Source organism: Halorussus ruber, from assembly GCF_004765785.1.
GTDB classification, from domain to species: domain Archaea; phylum Halobacteriota; class Halobacteria; order Halobacteriales; family Haladaptataceae; genus Halorussus; species Halorussus ruber.
This window is the reverse complement of the sequence record NZ_SBIT01000009.1, coordinates 25,752-42,542: the sequence shown is the minus strand read 5'-3', so window position 1 is coordinate 42,542 and position 16,791 is coordinate 25,752. Positions and strand designations below refer to the sequence as shown.

The window sequence follows — 16,791 nt, the reverse complement described above, 5'->3', positions numbered from 1 at the left end:
CCGAGTAGCCGCGGGTTCGGCTGTAGTTGCTGTACTTGACTGCTCGCCAACAGGTACTTTTTCGGTTAGCTGTGGGCGTGAATAGTTCGCAAACGCCCCGTTACCCCTGAGAAACACCCTCAATAGAAATCAATATATAGATAACGAGAAAATATATATTATCTTCGGTAGATTTATTTCCCAGTCGCGGCTTCGACTACGTGATGGCAGACAAATCGACTCGTCGGAAGTTCTTGACCGCTGCAGGGGCAAGCGGCACCCTCGCACTCGCTGGTTGTATGGGCGGCACTGGTGGCAACGAAACCGAGAAGAGCGGTGAGCAGGACGGCTCCGACACGGAGTCGAAGGACGACGGACAGTCCTCGTCGTCGCCGTCGAAACTGAAGGCGGGCGGCTCCTCGACCGTCTACCCGATTACGAGTACGGCCGGTTCGGTCTGGTCGTCGAACCCGCCCGCCGACGACAAGGAGTACTGGGGTCCGGGCCAGTACGACATCGACACCGACAAGCGACTGGCCGACTACTGGGCGGGCCTGTACGGCTTCGAGTCGACCGGGAGCGCCTCGCCGCCGTTCGACGTGTCGGTCGGTCTGAGCCACTCCGGCACCGGCCTCGAAAAGGCCAAGAACGGCCTCGTGGACATCGCCGACGCCAGCGCGTCCGCCTCGGCCGAGTTCCCCGACGCCAGCGAGGAGGAACTGAACAAGTTCAAGGACCACGTCGTCGGCGTGGACGCCCAACCCATCGTCGTCAGCAAGGCGATCAAGGAGGCGGGCGTCGATAAGCTGACCGCCGAACAGGTCCGGAAAATCTACACGGGCGAGATTACGAACTGGTCGGAAATCGACGCCTACAGCGGTGAGGAGAAAGAGATTCAGGCCGTCGGCCGCTCGGAGGGTTCGGGTACCGACACCGCCTTCCGCATGAACATGCTCGGCGGTCCCGACGCGAAGATGCCCGGTGTGGACGTCCGCAAGGGCCAGAACCAGCAGGTCAAGACGCTGGTCAGCAAGTCCAACAACGCCATCGCGTACATGGCGCTGGCGTTCGTCTCGGGTGACGTGCCCGCCATCTCGCTGGAGTTCGACGGCACGACCTACGAACCCGGCGAGAATCTCGCCGACGAGAACTACCCCCTCTCGCGCGACCTCCACTGCTACACCTACGAGGGCACCTCGAAGAAGGAGGCCGCGTACCTCCGGATGATAATGAGCGACTTCGGGCAGGAGAACTTCGTGGAGACCCAGGGCTACGCGACGCTCACCGACGAGCGCCAGAAGAACCAGATGAGCAAGCTCCCCGAGCCCGAGAACTAATCGGCTCGGTTGCGCCGTGGCACCTGTCGTCTGACGCCTCTTTCGCTGGCGGCTTTTCGCGGCGGTTTTTCACTCGTCGAGCGCGCTCGTCAGCGCGTCGAGAACTCGCTCGGAAGCGGCCTGTACTGCAATCGTCTTCTTCGAGGAGGACCCGCCCTGCGTGAGTCGCGCTGGAGCGCCGACGAGGTCCGAGACGGCCTCGGTGAGTTCGGCGTTCGCCCGGCCGTCGCTGGCGGGTTCGGACAGTCGCGCCTCGAAGCGATTCCGCCACTCGTTGAACGCGCTCGGGACCTGCCGGTCCGTCGCGCCGGGGGTCACGTCGAACGCGACCAGCGTCTCGTCGCCCGACTCGGAGAGCGCGTCCTCGGGGTCACCGGTAGCCATGCCGGGCGATAGGAGTTCGGTCGGAGTGACATCCTCGCCCGCCCTAAAGGACGGGGCTTCCTGCACAGCAGGAATGCCCTATCGCAGAGGTTTCGGAACCACACGTCTCGGTTCTCAAGCGGGTGGTTCTCACCCTCGAATCCGAGGCGTTCCACGGCCCTGTCACGTGGGCACCCATCTTCGGCCATGTCATCGGCCCACGGTTTCTCGGTGGAACTCTCACCGCCGAAGTCATCCAGCGAGGAACTGGACGAAGCTGGTCCGTGTCGCGCGACACGGTACAACCGTGCCAACTTCCAAATCGTCACCAATGGACTTCAAGATACCGACTCAGACGATAGCACAGATTGTCGAGCGCATTCCTCCCCGCCGTGAACGGCGGGGTTTCCTGCTTACAGCAATATGAGCGCTCCGTTTACCCCGGCTCGAAGGCCTCGATGGGGTAGTCGGCGACGACCTCCGAGACGGTCGCGTCGAGCGCGCCGAAGTCGTAGCCACCGTCTCGACAGTCGAAACTGGCGAACACGCCGACCTTCTCCTCGCCGTCGGCCAGAAACGTCCGGAACTGCTCGAAGCCGTCGAATCCGCGGACGGTGTACTCGTAGTCGGCGTAGTAGAGGTCGCTGTACGTGTCGCGGGTGACGTAGCCGTAGCGTTCGTTGTCCACGAACCGGGGCACGTCGATGTCGGCTATCTTCCGGGCCACGTCGTCCCGGAGGTAGAGTTCCTCGTGGTCGCGCTGGTCGAACAGCCACACGTCGCGGAGGGCGTCGCTCCCGAACGCGGAAAACGCCTCGACTAGTGCCTCTTTGCCGCCTCCTCGGCGTTCCCTGTCGTGGTCTCCCATGGAGAAAAACGTCCGCACGCTGACGATATAAAAATTAGGACCGTTTCAGGCGCGAAACAGTCGATTCGGGCCGACGACGAAGCAGTCGATTCGCGCCGACGGCGACCGCGCGGTCGCCGTCGGCGCAGAGTGATGTCCGGTGAAGCCCTCTGTTCCAAATCACGATAGTTACCTCTGAAATACGGTATTATTTGTTTAAGAAATGGATATATTTAGTAGAGACAACAACACCTGTCTCGGAGCCGAGACGAACGATTTACCCCGCGTTCGGTCGTACACTCGTCCATGCCCCGACCCAAATCGGATTTCGACCAGTTGCACCCCTGCGACTTCTACACCGCCGAGGAGTTGCTCGAAGCCGACCAGATGTACACCGTCTACGAAATCGCCCGCCTCCTGCAAGGGTTGGACCCCGACGCCGAACTGGAGGCCGAGACCGAGGACATCCTGCTCGACTGGGCAATCCCGTGGGTCATGAACAACGCCGCGGACCTCGTCATCGCCGAACCCGAGGCCGACGACGAACCGGGCTACTACGGGCTGAAGACCGACGAGCAATGAGGCTCCTCGTCGCGGGCGGCGACCGGGTGGACGCCGGAAAGACCACGTTCACCACCGGCCTCCTCGACCGCCTCGACGCGGTCGGGTTCAAGCCTCGCGCGGGCAACGACTACTGGTTCGACCACGACGACTACCTGCGGGCGGTCGAGGAGGGCCGCCTCTACGGGAAGGACGCCAAGCGACTCGCCGAGGCGAGCGCGGGCGAGTTCGCTCCCGAGGACCTGAACCCGGTCCACCGACTCTGGCGGCCCTCGCCCGGCCCCGACACCGGCCTCGTCGGCCAGTCCCACCGGGAGTTCGTCCTCGACAGGGTCGGCGAGTCGTTCGTCGTGAACGCCCACGCCGACGTGCCCGAAGAAGCACGCGAGAACCTCCCGCTCTCGGACGCCCCGACCGTCTCGACCGTCGGGCAACTCAACGAGGTCACCCAGAAGCTCCACCTCCCGATGTTCGAGGGGTTCGCCGACAGAATCCGCGCGACCGAGGAGGAGGCCGGGACCGTGGTCGTGGAGTCCTACGGCGACGTGGCAGTCCCGATTCGCGGCGTCGCCTTCGACGCGGTGGCCGTGGTCGAACCCGGCCGCACGCGAGTCTACGACGGCGACCGGTTCCTCAAGGCCTGCGAAGTGGCGGGAGGGAGCGCCCGCGAGGGCGAACTGGAGGTCCACACCCCCGACGTGACGGAACTCGCGGACCCGAAAACGACTGCCCCGCTGTCTGCGCTCCCCGACGCCGACCGCAAGAATCCCGCGGCAGTCGCTCGGGAGTACGCCGACGCTTACGACGAGTTGGTCGCTGTCGCCGAACGTTAAAAGCCGATGTGCGAGGTCGAACTCGGCATGTCGTCATCGTCGTCCTCACCGCTGTCTCTCTCGCCGTCGTCGGCGTCCCCGCTATCGTCGCCACCGCCGTCCTCGACACTCCCCTCGTGGTCGAACTCGTAGCTGTCGTCGGTGAGATAGACCGCGCCCTCCTCGACGCCGACCTCGACCGAGACCAGCGTGGTGTCGGCGGCGTCGCCGTTGTCGCAGTAGCCCGAACAGGCGTCGAACATCGACCCGTGTTTCGGGCAGATAATCTGGCCGTCGCGCATCGCCGCGCCGAACCCCCGGTCGAGCTTCTGGGCCTCGTGCGTGCAGCGATTCACCCACGCCTCGACGCCCGATTCGGCGGCCGAGGGCTCGGCCGCCGAATCGCTGTCGTCGCTGTCGTCGCTGTCGTCGCTGTCGTCGCTGTCGTCGCTGTCTCCGCTGTTCTCGCAGGGCACGAGGAGAATCTCCTCCTGCTCGCCGTACTGGTCCCGCGCGGTGAACAGCCACGACCCCGCGTCGCGGACCTCCTCGACAGTCGTCAGGTGCGTGCGGTCGGTCACGGCGTCACCTGCGAACTCGGCGAAAATAAAGTTAGCTGACTGTCACCGCATCCGGGCCGCGCGCCCCGCCAGTTCGACGTCCTGATACGGGTTCGTCGTGACGCTCGGGCCGTGGCCGACGTACATCTCCGCGAGGTGGTCGTCCGTCCGCTCCTTCACGCGGTCGATGCTCTCGATGAGTCGGTCGCGGTCGCCCTCCTCCAAGTCGGTCCGGCCGAAGCTCCCGTTCTGGAAGATTAAGTCGCCCGCGAAGAGGACGTTCGCGCCCGACGAGTAGAAGCAGAGGTGGTCGTTCTTGTGCCCCGGCGTGTGGAGCGCGACGTACGAGTCGTCGCCGAGTTGGACCGTCTCGCCGTCCTCGATGGCGTGATCCACGCCCGGCTGGTCGGTGTCGAAGCCCCACGCCTCGACGCCGAAGGCCTCCTTGACCGACTGGAGGTTGCCGACGTGGTCCGGGTGGGTGTGGGTGAGGACGACCGCGTCGAGGTCCGCTCCTCGGTCGCGGATGCGTTCGACCGCGTCGAAGTTCGACCCGGTATCTACGAGGACGGTTCGCTCGCCCTCCACGAGGAAGGCGTTGCTGGTGAAGGCCTGTACTCCTCGGGCGACGTTGGTAATCATGCGCGAGGATAGGAGTGGTAGGGGTTTGTGGGTGTCGTTGTCGGCCAGACGGGGATATCAGTACACAGTTACGGGAAAGAAAAAAGGCGAAACACCGAAGGTAGTCGTGTGGGATATGCCGATAACCGAGAGTCTACCATGGAAATCAAACTACTCAAAGCGACGGAGGACCCGGAAGAGGCCATCTGCACCGCGGCGCGCAACGACTACATGAACGAGTGGGTCGGTGAGAAGACCTTCGAAGAAATCATGGAGTCAATCGAAGGTGACGACCTCGAAACAAAACAGCAGACACTCATCGGCCATCTTCTCAGTCACGGCCACTTCGGTCCCTTCGAACACCCGCAAGCAGTCTTCGCAGTGAAGGGAATCAGTCGGTCGTGCATGGCCCAGATAACACGTCATAGACATGTCAGTTTCGACGTTCAGTCGATGCGTTACGTCTCGTTCGACGACATTGACCCCGAGGAGGTCGGTGACGGCGAAATGATAGTGATGCCACCGTCGATTGACGACCCAGACTGGATCGGACGGAACCAGAAGGGCGGGTCAGTTGACGAAGAGACCGTCGAAAAGCGGAAAGAGGTATTCGAGTCCTCGATTACCGAATCAGTCGAAGCGTATCAGGAACTTCTCGACCTCGGTGTTCCGCCGGAAGACGCCCGGTTCGTTCTCCCCATCGGAACGAAAGTCAACATGGTCATGTCGATGAACCCGAGAATGTTGATGCATGTTGCAGATATGCGTGCTGCGGCGGACGCGCAGTGGGAAATACGAGAAATGACTGAACAAGTGTTGGATTTGGCGGAGGAGTGGTGTCCCATCACCTTCGAGTACTACGAGGAGAACATGAAGAACCGGAAGAACCGACTCGCGCCCTAACTTTCGAACGCACTCCTACTCGTCAGCCAGTTCTTCGACCAACGTCTCCAGACTGTAGCTCTCCAGCGGATTATCGGTGTCGCGGAGCGTCGAGATGACGAACGTCGAGTTCGTGCGCTCGACGCCGTCGATGGTCTCGAAGTCGCTGATGAGGCGCTCGACCGCGTCGCTGTCGGGGAGTCGGGCGACCACGATGAAGTCGGTCTCGCCCATGGCGAAGTACGCCTGCGTGACGCCCTCGACTTCGAGTAGTTTCTCGCCGAACTCCTCGTAGGAGTCGCTGTAGTCGGCCAGCACCTCCACGAGGACGGTCACGCCGAGGCCCGCCTTCTCCAAGTCGATGTCGTAGAGGTCGTTCTCGATGACGCCCTCCTCGCGGAGGTTGTTGAGTCGGTAGTGGATGGTCGAGACCGGGATGTCGGTCTCCTCGCTCAGTTTCTCGGGGCTTCCGGTCCCGAGGTCCGCGATGGCCTTCAGGATGGTCACGTCGCGCTCGTCCATTTTCCTCCACGTTGCGCCCCCGGCTACTTAAGGTCGCGTCCCTCGGTGCCACGGCCTCGCGGGAACCCGGTCGAGGACTCAATTTTCTGCCACTACGAAACGAACTCTGAAAAGATTACGATGGTATATCTCGATTCTCAGTCAGATATTCGACTTTGTTTCGAACTCGTTGCAATACCTTGTAGCAGGATTTAAGTAGCCGAGTATCCGATGGTTGTAACAGAATCATGCTTTCGCGCGATATTCAAAATCAGATTCCAATCTCAGGCATATTGTTCGTACTGCTTGCAACGCTCTGGGGCGGGTCGTTCGTCGCCATCGAAATCGGTCTCCACTACTTCCCGCCGCTGGTGTTCGCGGGGGTCCGGTACGCCACCGCAGGTGCGGTCATTCTGGGCTACGCCGTGGTGACGGCCGACCGCTGGCGACCTCGCGCCCGCGAGGAGTACCTCTCTGTGGCCATGGTCGGCGCGTTCGTCATCGCGGGCTACCACGGCCTGCTCTATCTCGGCGAACAGCACGTCTCGGGCGCGATTGCGGCGGTCGTGGTCAGCCTCTCGCCGGTCCTGACCGCCGGGTTCGCCGCGGTCGTGCTGGACGAGCGCCTCACGCTGGCGAAGGCCGTCGGCTTCACCTTCGGCGTCGCTGGCGTGGCCGTCGTGGCGGGCCTGACCCCCGCGAACGCGCTCTCGGCGAACGTCCTCGGCGTCGGTCTGGCCCTCCTCGGCGCGGGGTGCTTCGCGCTCGGCGCGGTCCTGACTCGACCGCTCCGGACCGAACTCCCCATCGCGGCGCTGGAGGGGTGGGCGATGGTCGGCGGGTCGGCCCTGCTGTTCGTCGCGGGCGCGGCCCGGGGCGAGTCGCTCTCGGCGATTCGGCTGACCCCGACTGCGCTGGCGTCGTTCGCGTACCTGACCCTGCTCTCGGGCGTGGTGGCCTTCCTGCTGTACTTCTACCTGCTCGACGACATCGGCCCGACGCGCCTGAATCTGGTGGGCTACCTCGAACCGGTCGTGGCGACCCTCGCCAGTTGGGTCGTGCTGGGCGAGTTGGTGTCCTCCTCGACGCTGGTCGGCTTCGGCGCTATCTTCGCCGGGTTCGCGGTGCTGAACTGGCGGCAGGTTCGCGGATTCGCGGACTCGGTGCGGTCGTCGGTCGAATCCGAGACCGAGGAGTCTGCGTGGTCGGGGTCGGCCGGACCCGCCGACGACTAACTTCTGTCGTCTTTAGCGCGTCTTTCTAATACTTAGATACGTATTCTTGTGGTCGTATCTCTCATCTTTTCCGGACCCACTCCATCGCCACCGAGGCCGCGATACCGACCGCGAACGCGACGCCGACGTTGGTCGCCACGCCGAGCACTCCCACGCCAACCGTCAGGCCGAGCGCGTCCGTGTCGAGGCTCGCCCGGCCCAACTCGACCGCGACCAGCGCCAGAATCACCCCGAGGACCGCCATCGGGAAGGCCGCGACGACTTCGGCCGCGGCGAGCGCCGCGGCCGCGTAGAGACCGCCCAAAATCAGATTCGCGCCCGCGGTCTCCGCGCCGAAGGCGTGCTTGCCCGCGACGCCGCCGCTCCCGTGGCACATCGGAAACGCGCCGAGCGGCACCGCCAGCAGGTTCATCGCGCCCATGCTGGTCGCCAACTCGTCGGGCGAGACCTCGGCGTCGAACAGGTCCCCGAGCAACAGCGAGGTCGCCACCGCGGCGTTGCCCACCGTCATCGCCAACTGCGCCCCGGTCGCCGAGAGCGCGTCCGCGGTCGGCGCGAAGGCCGACGCGCTCCGAATCCCGCCGAACGCCGGGAGCGCCGGGACCGCCACGCCCGGCGCACCGGTCTCGCCGACCGCGAGCGCGGTACCGAACGCCAGCACGACCAGCGCGCTCGCCCGGCGGTACCCCAGCGCGACCACCGCACCGCCGACCGCCGCGGCCGCGAGCGCCGCCTTCGGCGCGCCCGCACCGAGTTCGAGGCCCGTTTTGCCGAGGAGTAGCGCGACCGCTAGCTGGACTCCTCGAATCACCGCGGCGTCGATGCGGGCCGCGAGCGCCCCGAGCGCGCCCGCGGCACCGAGCGCGAGCAGAACTGCGCCCGCGAGCGTCCCCGCGGCCGCGAGTTCGCCGACCGTGAGCGACCCCGCGACGACCAGCGCCGCGAGCGCCTTCATCGGCTCGACCGAGACCGGCGCGCCGTACCGCAGGCCCCAGACCACCTGAAACGCGCCGAACCAGAGCAGGAGGACGGGAAGTCGGAGTTCGGTCAGCGCCGACACCGCGACCACGACCGGCAGGACCGTCACCGAGTCGCCGACCGCGCCGGTCACGTCGCCGGTCGAGAGCGCCCGCGCTCGCTCCGAGAGGCTTCGGGCCGGGAACTCCATCGTCGGAAACGAGGGGTGTAACCGCCTTCAGTTTATCGAGAAACCCGTTGTGGGCACATATTCGAGTTTTGTAACTAGTATCGGTTACCCACTCGTCTCGCCGATTCTTGCCAAACGGTATCGCGGAGTTACCGCGGTTCAGCCCATCCTTATTTGGAATCGTCCTGTATCGGAGTACGATGACAGACGCTACCACCCGACGGGGGTCGTCCCGGTGACCGACTCCGCCAGTCACGCCGACCACATCGACCGCTTCTCTGTCGGGGGCCAGACCGCAATCGTCACGGGTGCGAGTTCCGGCATCGGGCGCGCAATCGCCGAGGAGTTCGCCGCGGACGGCGCGAACGTCGTGGTCTGCTCGCGCGAGCAGGAAAACGTCGAGCCGGTGGCCGAGAACATCCGAGAAGCCACCGCAGACGGGGACGGCGACGCCCTCGCAGTCGAGTGCGACGTGACCGACCGCGAGGCAGTCGAGGCGCTCGTAGAGGCCACCGTCTCCGAGTTCGGCGGCCTCGACGCGCTGGTCAACAACGCCGGAGCCAGCTTCATGGCCAACTTCGAGGACATCAGCCCCAACGGCTGGCGGAAGATTCTCGATATCAACCTCGGGGGCACCTACAACTGCGCGCAGGCCGCCGAGGAGCATCTCAAATCGGGCGGCGGGACCGTCGTCAACGTCGCCAGCGTGGCGGGCCAGCAGGGGTCGCCCTACATGAGCCACTACGGCGCGGCCAAGGCCGCGGTGGTCAATCTGACGCGGTCGCTGGCCTACGAGTGGGCGGGGGATGGCGTCCGAGTCAACTGCATCGCGCCGGGGTTCGTCGCCACGCCGGGCCTCGCCAGCCAGATGGGCATCTCGGCCGACGAGGTGGACCGCGAGGCGGTCGAGCGCCGGGTCGGAACCAGCGAGGAAATCGCCGACGTGGCCCGATTCCTCGCCAGCGACGCCTCCTCGTTCGTCGTCGGCGAGACGATTACGGCCGGAGGCGTGCCCGACGTGCTCGAGTCGCCGGACGTGTAGAGGCTGTTGGGAGTTCGAGACTACTGGAGTGCGAGTCTGACGTGGCCGAGGAAGGGAACTTTTACCTCGGCGGTGCCGCGAATCCACGAGGGCCGGACCGGGCGACTGATTCCGTTCACTTGGTCGTAGTACCGATTGTTGTCGCCCTTGGTGACGAACCCGGCGTTCGGTGCCGGGCAATTCGAAATCTCGGCGCAACTGTCGCCGGGGAGGGAGTCGGGGTTCGCTTTGCCGTACCAGTTCTCCGAGTCGTTGACCCAGAACCGCGCGCGGTGGATGATGGGCGTCGTCCGATTCCTGCCGTCTCGCTGGAAGATAATCACGTCGCCGTAGCCGCCCGACTTCCGGAAGCCCTCGGATTTTCCGATGCGATAGGTGACGATGCCGGTCGAATCCGCGGCGAACTCGGGCGCGAGGCGGTGCTCCTCCATCACGAACACGAGGTCGCCCCGCTCCATGTGGGGTTCCATGCTCGGGCTCTCGACCGCGACCATCGGCGGCCAGACGCCGCTCGCGCCGAACAGGACCAGACCCACGAGGCCGACGACGAGCGCGGTGCTGGCCGTCTCGCGGAGGAACTCGATGGCCGCGTGGTCGGTGCGCCGGAGCCACCTCAGCCACTCGGCCAATCCGTCTGGGGACGTGTCGTCGCTCATCGACTCGGTGGTCCGCCGGAGGTCTAATCAATCTTCTGTCGTTTCCCAACCCCGCGCTCGATAAACCGCGTTTCCCGTCCCGAGAGTTGGCAGGGAACTATGGTCCGGGCGTGCGTCAACTCGGCCATGACAGACCAAACCATCCAGTCCGACCGAACCATCCACCTACCGGTCGCCGCACGACCGAGCATCTCGGACATCGTCGCGCTCGCACAGCAGGCAGAAAATCGGGGTTACCGCCGGGCGTGGCTCCCCGAGACGTGGGGTCGGGACGCCCCGACCGTCCTCTCGGCCATCGCCGAGCGCACCGACGAAATCGGCATCGGTCCCTCGATTCTCAACGTCTACTCGCGGTCTCCCGCGCTGATGGGCCAGACCGCCGCGACCCTGCAGGAGCTTTCAGGTGGCCGGATGCGCCTCGGCCTCGGCCCCTCCGGCCCGGCCGTCATCGAGGGCTGGCACGGCCAGAGCTTCGAGCGACCCCTGCGTCGGACCCGCGAGTACGTCGAAATCGTCCGGCAGGTGCTGTCCGGCGAGACGGTAAATTACGCGGGCGACATCTTCACCGTCGGCGGCTTCCGCCTGCGGTGTGACCCGCCCGAGGAGACCGTCCCCATCGACGCCGCCGGGATGGGACCGAAGTCGGTCGAGTTGGCCGGGCGCTTCGCCGACGGCTGGCACGCCCTGATGCTCACGCCCGACGGGGTTCGGGACCGCCTCGAGGACCTCCGGCGCGGGGCCGAGTTGGGCGACCGCAATCCCGACGACGTGCAGGTCACGCTCTCGCTGACCTGCGCGGTCTCCGAGGACGGCGAGCGCGCCCGGGACCTCGCCCGCCAGCATCTGGCGTTCTACGTCGGCGCGATGGGGACCTTCTACCGGGAGGCGCTCTCCCGGCAGGGCTACGAGGAGACCGCCGAGGAGGTCGCCACCGCGTGGGGAAGCGGCGACCAAGACGCCGCGCTCGCGGCCATCGACGACGAACTCCTGAAGGACCTCGGCGCGGTCGGCACCCCCGAGGAGGCCCGCGAGGACCTCCAGAAGTTCGAGGAAATCGACGGCGTGGACCGCGTGGCGGTTTCGTTCCCCCGCGGCGCACAGCAGGACGAACTGGCGGCGACCATCGACGCGCTCGCCCCCGACCAGTAATTTTCCCGGCGGTTTCGACCGCGAGGGGTTTCAGCCGGGCGGCGGCCGCGGGCCGCCGCCCGGTGTGCGCTCGGTGGGACCGACCACGAGGATGCGCTCGGTGGGACTGACCACGAGGATGCGCTCGGTGGGACTTTCGACAGGGACGCGCTGGGCGAAGCACCCGACAGAACGCGCCCGGTGAATCAGCCGACTGAAAGCGCCCGGCGAATCAACTGACAGGGTGGGATGAAGGGGCCGCCCGGTCGCGGGCCGTCAGGCCCGTGGTCGTCTGGCCGACCCCTATCTGGGCCGCGCGGTGCGGGAAGGCGCAGATATGTCGGCCAGCGACCGCGACCGGGCGGGGGCTTCAAGAAACGTTCACGGCTACGATTCTGCGGTTCGCGCTCGTCACCTAATTCCCAAAAGACTACTATAAACACTCTTAGAAAATAATTACATTGCTTAAGAAAATATAGAGTTATCTAAAATCCAACCACCCCTAGAACCCACCCAAAACCTATCTACTCCGAAATCACACAGCAAACTCATGACGGACTCGACAGAAACCCCCGAAATCCGCGTGGACCACGTCGGCGTCGCCGTCCACTCCGTGGACGAGGCCGAACCCCTGCTGACCCTCCTCGGGGCCGAAAAACTCGTCCACGAGGAGGACCCGACCGGCGCGTTCCGGTGGGCCTACTACCTCCTCGGGGACGCCTCCCGCGTCGAACTCATCGAACCCGTCGAGGGCGAAGACTCCTTCCTGACGGACTTCCTCGCCGAGAACGGGCCGGGGATGCACCACGTCACGCTCGAAGTCGCCGACATGGACGCCGCCATCGCAACCCTCGAAGCCGAGGAGATTCGCGTGGTGGACCGGACCGACTACGACGAGTGGTCCGAGGCGTTCGTCTCGCCGCGCAACCCGACCGGCGTCCTCTGGCAACTGATGGAGTACCGCGAGTCGTTCGCCGACGAGCGACCCGACCCCGAGCGCCTCTACATCGGCGGGAAGCGACTGTCCGAGTCGTGATTTCGCTCGGTGGTGTCGTGGTACTGTTCTGACGAACTACGGAGTCAGCGACGAGACCTCGAAAGCCCTCGCGCGGTTCGCGGTCGCTCAGCGACATATCCTCGGCTCTCCGCGCCGGAAGACAAACCACGTCTTCCGAGCCTCGCCTCACTTCGTTCAGCGAGACACCGCCCGCCTCGGATAGGGGTCGCTGAGCCGACCACGGGCCTCCGGCCACCGGCGGACAAACCGCGTCCGTCGAGCAGTCGTTCACTTCGCTCACGACAACCGCGAACCCCGCTCGCCCTTTCAGTCCGCCAGGGGCCTGGATTGTCGAACCGAGCGATGCGGTGACTGGTTCACCGAGCGACCGATTCTCGACGTTGCCCATCGCGCTTAATTGGCTCTGGGCAGTACCAATCGTATGTTTCCGCTGGGCCACGTCGGCATGGCCCTGCTGTTGGTCGCGCCCGCCGCGGTCCTGCTCGACCGGAAGCGCCGATACCTGCCGGTCGTGGCGCTGGCGCTCGCCACCGCGCTCCTGCCGGACGTAGACGGCAAGATTCCCTTCTCGCACCACCACGGCGGCCCCCACACCGTGCTGTTCGCGCTCTCGGCGACGCTCGTCGTCGGCCTCGCGTTCGCGTTCGTCTCGGTCAACGTCCGCTGGCTCGCGCGCCGAATCGACAGCGTGCCCGCCTTCCGGCCGCGCTCGGCGTTCGCGCTCGGGGCCGGTGGGACGCTCGCCGGACTCGCCAGCCACCTCCTCGCGGACGTGCTGATGATTCCCGTCGCGGACAACCCCGCCGAACCGTTCTGGCCCGTCTCCGAGCGGGCGGTCGCGCTCGGGCTGATGTACCCCGGCGACCCGGCGTGGAACTACGGACTGTTGGGCGCGGGCATCGCGGTGCAAGTCGGTCTCACCGTCCATCTCCTCCGCATCTGCGGCTGCCTGCCCGCAGAGCTGACGGAACCGTGGACGCCGAACCGGAAGAACTGACCACGCCCCGAACCGGAAGAACTGACCACGGGGTGAGAGTTTATCCGCGTTCGGCCCGAAGGCGACTCCATGCAGAGAGTCGAGGCCACCGAGTTCGGCGACAGCAGTGTACTGGAAGTCACGGACGCCGAGATGCCCGACCCCGGTCCGGGCGAGGTCCGAATCGAGGTCGAGGCCGCGGGCGTCAACTTCGCGGACATCATGCAACGCCGGGGCCACTACGTCGGCGGCCCGGAACCGGCCTACGTGCCCGGCATGGAGGCCGCGGGCACCATCGACGCGGTGGGCGAGGGCGTCGAGCGCGAGGAGGGCCAGCGCGTCGTCGCCATGACGGGCCAGAACGCCTACGCCGAGTACGCCGTCGCCGACGCCGACTCGCTGTTCGAGGTGCCCGAGTCGATGTCGTTCGCCGAGGCCGCCGGGTTCCCGGTCCAGTTCCTGACCGCCCACGCGGTCCTCCACGAGTGGGGCGAACTGGAAGCGGGCGAGCGCGTCCTCGTCCACGCCGCGGCGGGCGGGGTCGGCACCGCGGCGGTCCAACTCGCCGCGGCCGCCGACGCCGAGGTCTTCGGCACCGCCAGCACCGACGAGAAGTTGGCCCTCGCCGAGCGACTCGGCTGTGACCACCCCATCAACTACGAACAGGAGGACTTCCGCGAAGTCATCGCGGACGAAACCGGCGGCGAGGGCGTCGATTTGGTCCTCGACGGCGTGGGCGGCGAGACGTTCGCCCGGAGCCTCGACGCCCTCTCGCACTTCGGGCGCGTGGTGGCCTACGGCGCGGCCAGCGGCGAACCCGGGGAAGTCGATACCACCCGCCTCCTGTTCGAGAACAAGTCGGTAATCGGGTTCCACCTCGGCAACGCGCTCCAGCGCGACCCCCAGCGAATCCTCGCGTCGGTGCCCGAACTACAGGAGATGCTGGTCGCGGGCGAGTTGGAGGTCGTCGTGGGCGAGACCTTCCCCCTCGAAGACGCCGCAGAGGCCCACGAGGCCATCGAGAACCGCGAGACGACCGGGAAAGTCGTGCTGGAACCGTAGGACTCCACTCAGTCCGGAAACTCGCCGACGCCGAGTCCGTCCCTGCGACCGTCTAGCACGCCGAACTCCTCGCCGCGCCGGATTTCCAGCCACCTGAGGAGTCGCTCGGCCCACGCCAACTTCCGGGCCTTCATCGGGTCCACGTCGGGGTCCTCGAAGTCCCAGCCGACGAAGACGAGTCGCCCCGCGCCGAGGTGGTCCGCGAGGAAGGCCGCCCGGTCGCCGTCGGTGAACCCGCCGAAGTTCCGGACGTGGGCGACCGGCCGGGCCTGCGTGGTCGGCAGGACGCTCTCGGCGTCGAAGCGCGGTATCCATTTGCGGACCATATTACTATTGTCCCCGTGCGCGTGGGCCGCGACCGGCGTGCCCTCCTCGGTGAGTTCGCGGGCCGTCTCGGGTTTCTTGTCCAAGTCGGTCACCATGCAATCGACGCCGACGCCCTCGGCCCGGAGCGCGTCGGCGGCGGTCGAGGCGGCGAAGACGGCGTCGGCCTCGCGCGCTCGGTCGAGTTGACCCGGGCGCTCGGAGTGGTCGGGGTCCGTCAGCGAGGGGCCAGCGCCCGCGATGGCGACGACCTCGCCGGACACGTCGAGGCGGCGCAGGTCGAACTCGGCGGTCGAGCCCGAGCAGCGAGTCAGGTCGGCCAACTCGTCCCGGGCGCGCTCGTCGCTCTCGCGGTCGAAGCCGAAGTCCGCCAGAATCTGCTCGTAGACGGGTCTCCACGTTTCGTAGTTCATGTCAGAACCGTTCGAGCCGGAAGTGCGCAAGCAAGTACCCCTACCCGCGAGCGCCCTTCCGGCTTCCCAAGCGTGATTTGCTTCTCTCCCGGCATAAGTTTTCTCTTACTCGTTCGTATCGCGGACCGAATCGAGGGCCGCGTCGAGGCGCTCGGCGGTCCCGTGGTTGTCTGCGCCGCGGTTCTCTTCGACGCGGGAGCGCAGGCGGGACAGCGCGGCGGGCGACCCGCCGAGGAGAGTGCCCGCAGGACCCGAGGCGACGACCGCTCCGGTCGAACCGGCGGCGGATTCGAGGAGGTCGCGCTCGCTCGCTTCGAGTCCGGACAACTCGAAGACGCGGGTCGTGACCTCGTCGGCGCGCTCGGGGTCGGCCCCGAGGCGGTCGAGGTGCCGGGCCGCCTCGCGGGCGTTGGTCACGTCTAGCTCCTCGACCGCGATGCCGTCGTCGCCACCGCGTCCGCCGAACTCCGCTCGAACCCGGTCGCGGGCGAACGCCGCGCCGATTTTCGCGGCGTCGGCGGTTTCGGCCACGTCGTGAGTCCGGACGACGTGCGCGCCGCGCTCGACCGCCATCGAGGTCGCGGCCAGCGAGACGGGCAGGGCCTCCTCGGTGCTTCGGTCGGCGAGCTTCCGGAGGAAGTTCTTCCGGTTGATGGAGACGAGGATGGGGCATCCGAGGCCGCGGAACTCCCGCAGGCGTCGGAAGGTCTCGCGGTCGTCTTCGAGGGTCTTGGCCTCGGACCATCCGCCGAACGCGGGGTCCACGATGGTCTTGTCGGTCAGCCCCTCGCGTTCGAGCGCGTCGTAGATGTCGTCCGGCTTCTCGATTGCGCCGGGGCGTTCGAGGTCCGGCGGACTCGCCATCTTGACCACGGCGGCGTCGTGGTCGCGGCACACGTCGGGCATCCTGGGGTCGGCGAACCCGCAGATGTCGTTGACCATGTCGAAGCCCCGCGAGAGCGCCTCGTCGGCGACCTCGGCGTATCTGGTCTCGATGGAGAAGACGGCGTCGCCGGAGACGCTCTCGATGGCCTCGACCGCGGTGTCGAGGCGGTCGAGTTCCTCCTCGGCCGAGAGGACCTCGAAGCGCTTGTTCGCGGATTCCAACCCCACGTCCACGATGTCCGCGCCCTCGGCGATGAGCTGTGAATCGACGTACTCGGCGGCCTCGCCGGGGTCGTCGTAGACGCTCGGGTCGTAGGGCGACTCCTCGCTGACGTTCAGCACGCCCATGATTCTGGGCGGGTAGTCGTCGCCGATTCCCAAGCCCCCGGCGGTGACGTTCTGCATATCGGGTAGGCGGCGCGGGAGGGTTAAAAAGCGGACT

At 66.1% G+C, this 16,791-nt stretch carries 19 protein-coding genes; 10 read left to right on the top strand and 9 right to left on the bottom strand.

Annotated elements, in window-relative coordinates:
• The first annotated feature begins 203 nt into the window (after positions 1 to 203).
• The gene (locus EPL01_RS14910; protein WP_135826079.1) at positions 204 to 1,316 is read left to right on the top strand and encodes a PstS family phosphate ABC transporter substrate-binding protein; all 1,113 of its coding nucleotides are present in this window, start codon (positions 204 to 206) and stop codon (positions 1,314 to 1,316) included.
• Positions 1,317 to 1,385: 69 nt separating this feature from the next.
• Here the strand turns inward: EPL01_RS14910 and EPL01_RS14905 are convergent, their stop codons facing one another.
• Together EPL01_RS14905 and EPL01_RS14900 are read right to left on the bottom strand one after the other, a co-directional pair.
• Complete coding sequence (locus EPL01_RS14905; protein ID WP_135826078.1) at positions 1,386 to 1,700, bottom strand: DUF167 family protein; 315 nt, start codon at positions 1,698 to 1,700, stop codon at positions 1,386 to 1,388.
• A gap of 415 nt (positions 1,701 to 2,115) precedes the next feature.
• Positions 2,116 to 2,547 (bottom strand): DUF7522 family protein, encoded by a 432-nt coding sequence (locus tag EPL01_RS14900; protein ID WP_135826077.1) that lies wholly within the window; start codon positions 2,545 to 2,547, stop codon positions 2,116 to 2,118.
• 285 nt (positions 2,548 to 2,832) lie between these two features.
• Between EPL01_RS14900 and EPL01_RS14895 the strand changes: the two genes are divergently transcribed.
• Both EPL01_RS14895 and EPL01_RS14890 read left to right on the top strand, forming a co-directional pair.
• Entirely contained in the window at positions 2,833 to 3,108 is a 276-nt protein-coding gene (locus tag EPL01_RS14895; RefSeq protein ID WP_135826076.1) for a DUF5827 family protein, read from the top strand.
• On the top strand, positions 3,105 to 3,920 hold the full coding sequence (locus EPL01_RS14890) for an ATPase (RefSeq protein WP_135826075.1): 816 nt from the start codon (positions 3,105 to 3,107) through the stop codon (positions 3,918 to 3,920). The genes EPL01_RS14895 and EPL01_RS14890 overlap by 4 nt, the downstream gene beginning before the upstream one ends.
• Here EPL01_RS14890 and EPL01_RS14885 read toward each other — a convergent pair.
• Entirely contained in the window at positions 3,917 to 4,480 is a 564-nt protein-coding gene (locus EPL01_RS14885; RefSeq protein ID WP_135826074.1) for a Rieske (2Fe-2S) protein, read from the bottom strand. The two genes, EPL01_RS14890 and EPL01_RS14885, sit on opposite strands and share 4 nt — an antisense overlap.
• A gap of 42 nt (positions 4,481 to 4,522) precedes the next feature.
• Entirely contained in the window at positions 4,523 to 5,101 is a 579-nt protein-coding gene (locus EPL01_RS14880) for an MBL fold metallo-hydrolase (RefSeq protein WP_135826073.1), read from the bottom strand.
• A 138-nt stretch (positions 5,102 to 5,239) separates the two neighbouring features.
• Here EPL01_RS14880 and thyX point away from each other — a divergent pair, with 138 nt between their 5' ends.
• Positions 5,240 to 5,983, top strand: coding sequence for an FAD-dependent thymidylate synthase (gene thyX / locus EPL01_RS14875; RefSeq protein ID WP_135826314.1), 744 nt, complete (start codon positions 5,240 to 5,242; stop codon positions 5,981 to 5,983).
• 15 nt (positions 5,984 to 5,998) lie between these two features.
• Here the strand turns inward: thyX and EPL01_RS14870 are convergent, their stop codons facing one another.
• Positions 5,999 to 6,484: an Lrp/AsnC family transcriptional regulator gene (locus tag EPL01_RS14870; RefSeq protein WP_135826072.1), complete on the bottom strand. Its 486-nt coding sequence runs from the start codon at positions 6,482 to 6,484 to the stop codon at positions 5,999 to 6,001.
• A gap of 227 nt (positions 6,485 to 6,711) precedes the next feature.
• Here EPL01_RS14870 and EPL01_RS14865 point away from each other — a divergent pair, with 227 nt between their 5' ends.
• Positions 6,712 to 7,698, top strand: coding sequence for a DMT family transporter (locus tag EPL01_RS14865; RefSeq protein ID WP_135826071.1), 987 nt, complete (start codon positions 6,712 to 6,714; stop codon positions 7,696 to 7,698).
• A gap of 61 nt (positions 7,699 to 7,759) precedes the next feature.
• Here the strand turns inward: EPL01_RS14865 and EPL01_RS14860 are convergent, their stop codons facing one another.
• Positions 7,760 to 8,866: a putative sulfate/molybdate transporter gene (locus EPL01_RS14860; RefSeq protein ID WP_135826070.1), complete on the bottom strand. Its 1,107-nt coding sequence runs from the start codon at positions 8,864 to 8,866 to the stop codon at positions 7,760 to 7,762.
• Between the two features lie 214 nt (positions 8,867 to 9,080).
• On the opposite strand from EPL01_RS14860, the gene EPL01_RS14855 reads away from it, so the two are divergent.
• Positions 9,081 to 9,887 carry an SDR family NAD(P)-dependent oxidoreductase gene (locus EPL01_RS14855; RefSeq protein WP_246045711.1) on the top strand — a complete coding sequence of 269 codons (807 nt, stop codon included), beginning with the start codon at positions 9,081 to 9,083 and terminating at the stop codon, positions 9,885 to 9,887.
• Positions 9,888 to 9,907: 20 nt separating this feature from the next.
• On the opposite strand, the gene EPL01_RS14850 is transcribed toward EPL01_RS14855, so the two are convergent.
• A complete protein-coding gene (locus EPL01_RS14850) occupies positions 9,908 to 10,543 on the bottom strand; it encodes a S26 family signal peptidase (protein WP_135826069.1) in 636 nt (211 codons plus the stop codon).
• Between the two features lie 126 nt (positions 10,544 to 10,669).
• Here EPL01_RS14850 and EPL01_RS14845 point away from each other — a divergent pair, with 126 nt between their 5' ends.
• The 4 genes from EPL01_RS14845 (at position 10,670) to EPL01_RS14830 (ending at position 14,727) form a co-directional block, all read left to right on the top strand.
• A complete protein-coding gene (locus EPL01_RS14845; protein WP_135826068.1) occupies positions 10,670 to 11,692 on the top strand; it encodes a TIGR04024 family LLM class F420-dependent oxidoreductase in 1,023 nt (340 codons plus the stop codon).
• Between the two features lie 529 nt (positions 11,693 to 12,221).
• Positions 12,222 to 12,707, top strand: a complete 486-nt coding sequence (locus tag EPL01_RS14840; protein ID WP_135826067.1) for a VOC family protein — start codon at positions 12,222 to 12,224, stop codon at positions 12,705 to 12,707.
• Between the two features lie 403 nt (positions 12,708 to 13,110).
• Positions 13,111 to 13,686 carry a metal-dependent hydrolase gene (locus EPL01_RS14835; RefSeq protein WP_135826066.1) on the top strand — a complete coding sequence of 192 codons (576 nt, stop codon included), beginning with the start codon at positions 13,111 to 13,113 and terminating at the stop codon, positions 13,684 to 13,686.
• A 69-nt stretch (positions 13,687 to 13,755) separates the two neighbouring features.
• Positions 13,756 to 14,727: a quinone oxidoreductase family protein gene (locus tag EPL01_RS14830; RefSeq protein ID WP_135826065.1), complete on the top strand. Its 972-nt coding sequence runs from the start codon at positions 13,756 to 13,758 to the stop codon at positions 14,725 to 14,727.
• An 8-nt stretch (positions 14,728 to 14,735) separates the two neighbouring features.
• Here the strand turns inward: EPL01_RS14830 and EPL01_RS14825 are convergent, their stop codons facing one another.
• Together EPL01_RS14825 and folP are read right to left on the bottom strand one after the other, a co-directional pair.
• Positions 14,736 to 15,464 (bottom strand): 6-hydroxymethylpterin diphosphokinase MptE-like protein, encoded by a 729-nt coding sequence (locus EPL01_RS14825; protein WP_135826064.1) that lies wholly within the window; start codon positions 15,462 to 15,464, stop codon positions 14,736 to 14,738.
• Positions 15,465 to 15,569: 105 nt separating this feature from the next.
• Positions 15,570 to 16,754, bottom strand: a complete 1,185-nt coding sequence (gene folP, locus EPL01_RS14820; RefSeq protein ID WP_135826063.1) for a dihydropteroate synthase — start codon at positions 16,752 to 16,754, stop codon at positions 15,570 to 15,572.
• Positions 16,755 to 16,791: the final 37 nt, after the last annotated feature.

Excerpts from the sequence above, each read along its gene's own strand:
- EPL01_RS14830 (WP_135826065.1), top strand. The coding sequence starts at position 13,756 with ATGCAGAGAGTCGAGGCCACCGAGTTCGGCGACAGCAGTGTACTGGAA.
- EPL01_RS14850 (WP_135826069.1), bottom strand. The coding sequence starts at position 10,543 with ATGAGCGACGACACGTCCCCAGACGGATTGGCCGAGTGGCTGAGGTGG.
- EPL01_RS14825 (WP_135826064.1), bottom strand. The coding sequence starts at position 15,464 with ATGAACTACGAAACGTGGAGACCCGTCTACGAGCAGATTCTGGCGGAC.
- EPL01_RS14910 (WP_135826079.1), top strand. The coding sequence starts at position 204 with ATGGCAGACAAATCGACTCGTCGGAAGTTCTTGACCGCTGCAGGGGCA.
- EPL01_RS14865 (WP_135826071.1), top strand. The coding sequence starts at position 6,712 with ATGCTTTCGCGCGATATTCAAAATCAGATTCCAATCTCAGGCATATTG.
- EPL01_RS14860 (WP_135826070.1), bottom strand. The coding sequence starts at position 8,866 with ATGGAGTTCCCGGCCCGAAGCCTCTCGGAGCGAGCGCGGGCGCTCTCG.
- thyX (WP_135826314.1), top strand. The coding sequence starts at position 5,240 with ATGGAAATCAAACTACTCAAAGCGACGGAGGACCCGGAAGAGGCCATC.
- EPL01_RS14845 (WP_135826068.1), top strand. The coding sequence starts at position 10,670 with ATGACAGACCAAACCATCCAGTCCGACCGAACCATCCACCTACCGGTC.
- EPL01_RS14870 (WP_135826072.1), bottom strand. The coding sequence starts at position 6,484 with ATGGACGAGCGCGACGTGACCATCCTGAAGGCCATCGCGGACCTCGGG.
- folP (WP_135826063.1), bottom strand. The coding sequence starts at position 16,754 with ATGCAGAACGTCACCGCCGGGGGCTTGGGAATCGGCGACGACTACCCG.
- EPL01_RS14890 (WP_135826075.1), top strand. The coding sequence starts at position 3,105 with ATGAGGCTCCTCGTCGCGGGCGGCGACCGGGTGGACGCCGGAAAGACC.
- EPL01_RS14905 (WP_135826078.1), bottom strand. The coding sequence starts at position 1,700 with ATGGCTACCGGTGACCCCGAGGACGCGCTCTCCGAGTCGGGCGACGAG.
- EPL01_RS14880 (WP_135826073.1), bottom strand. The coding sequence starts at position 5,101 with ATGATTACCAACGTCGCCCGAGGAGTACAGGCCTTCACCAGCAACGCC.
- EPL01_RS14840 (WP_135826067.1), top strand. The coding sequence starts at position 12,222 with ATGACGGACTCGACAGAAACCCCCGAAATCCGCGTGGACCACGTCGGC.
- EPL01_RS14895 (WP_135826076.1), top strand. The coding sequence starts at position 2,833 with ATGCCCCGACCCAAATCGGATTTCGACCAGTTGCACCCCTGCGACTTC.
- EPL01_RS14900 (WP_135826077.1), bottom strand. The coding sequence starts at position 2,547 with ATGGGAGACCACGACAGGGAACGCCGAGGAGGCGGCAAAGAGGCACTA.
- EPL01_RS14835 (WP_135826066.1), top strand. The coding sequence starts at position 13,111 with ATGTTTCCGCTGGGCCACGTCGGCATGGCCCTGCTGTTGGTCGCGCCC.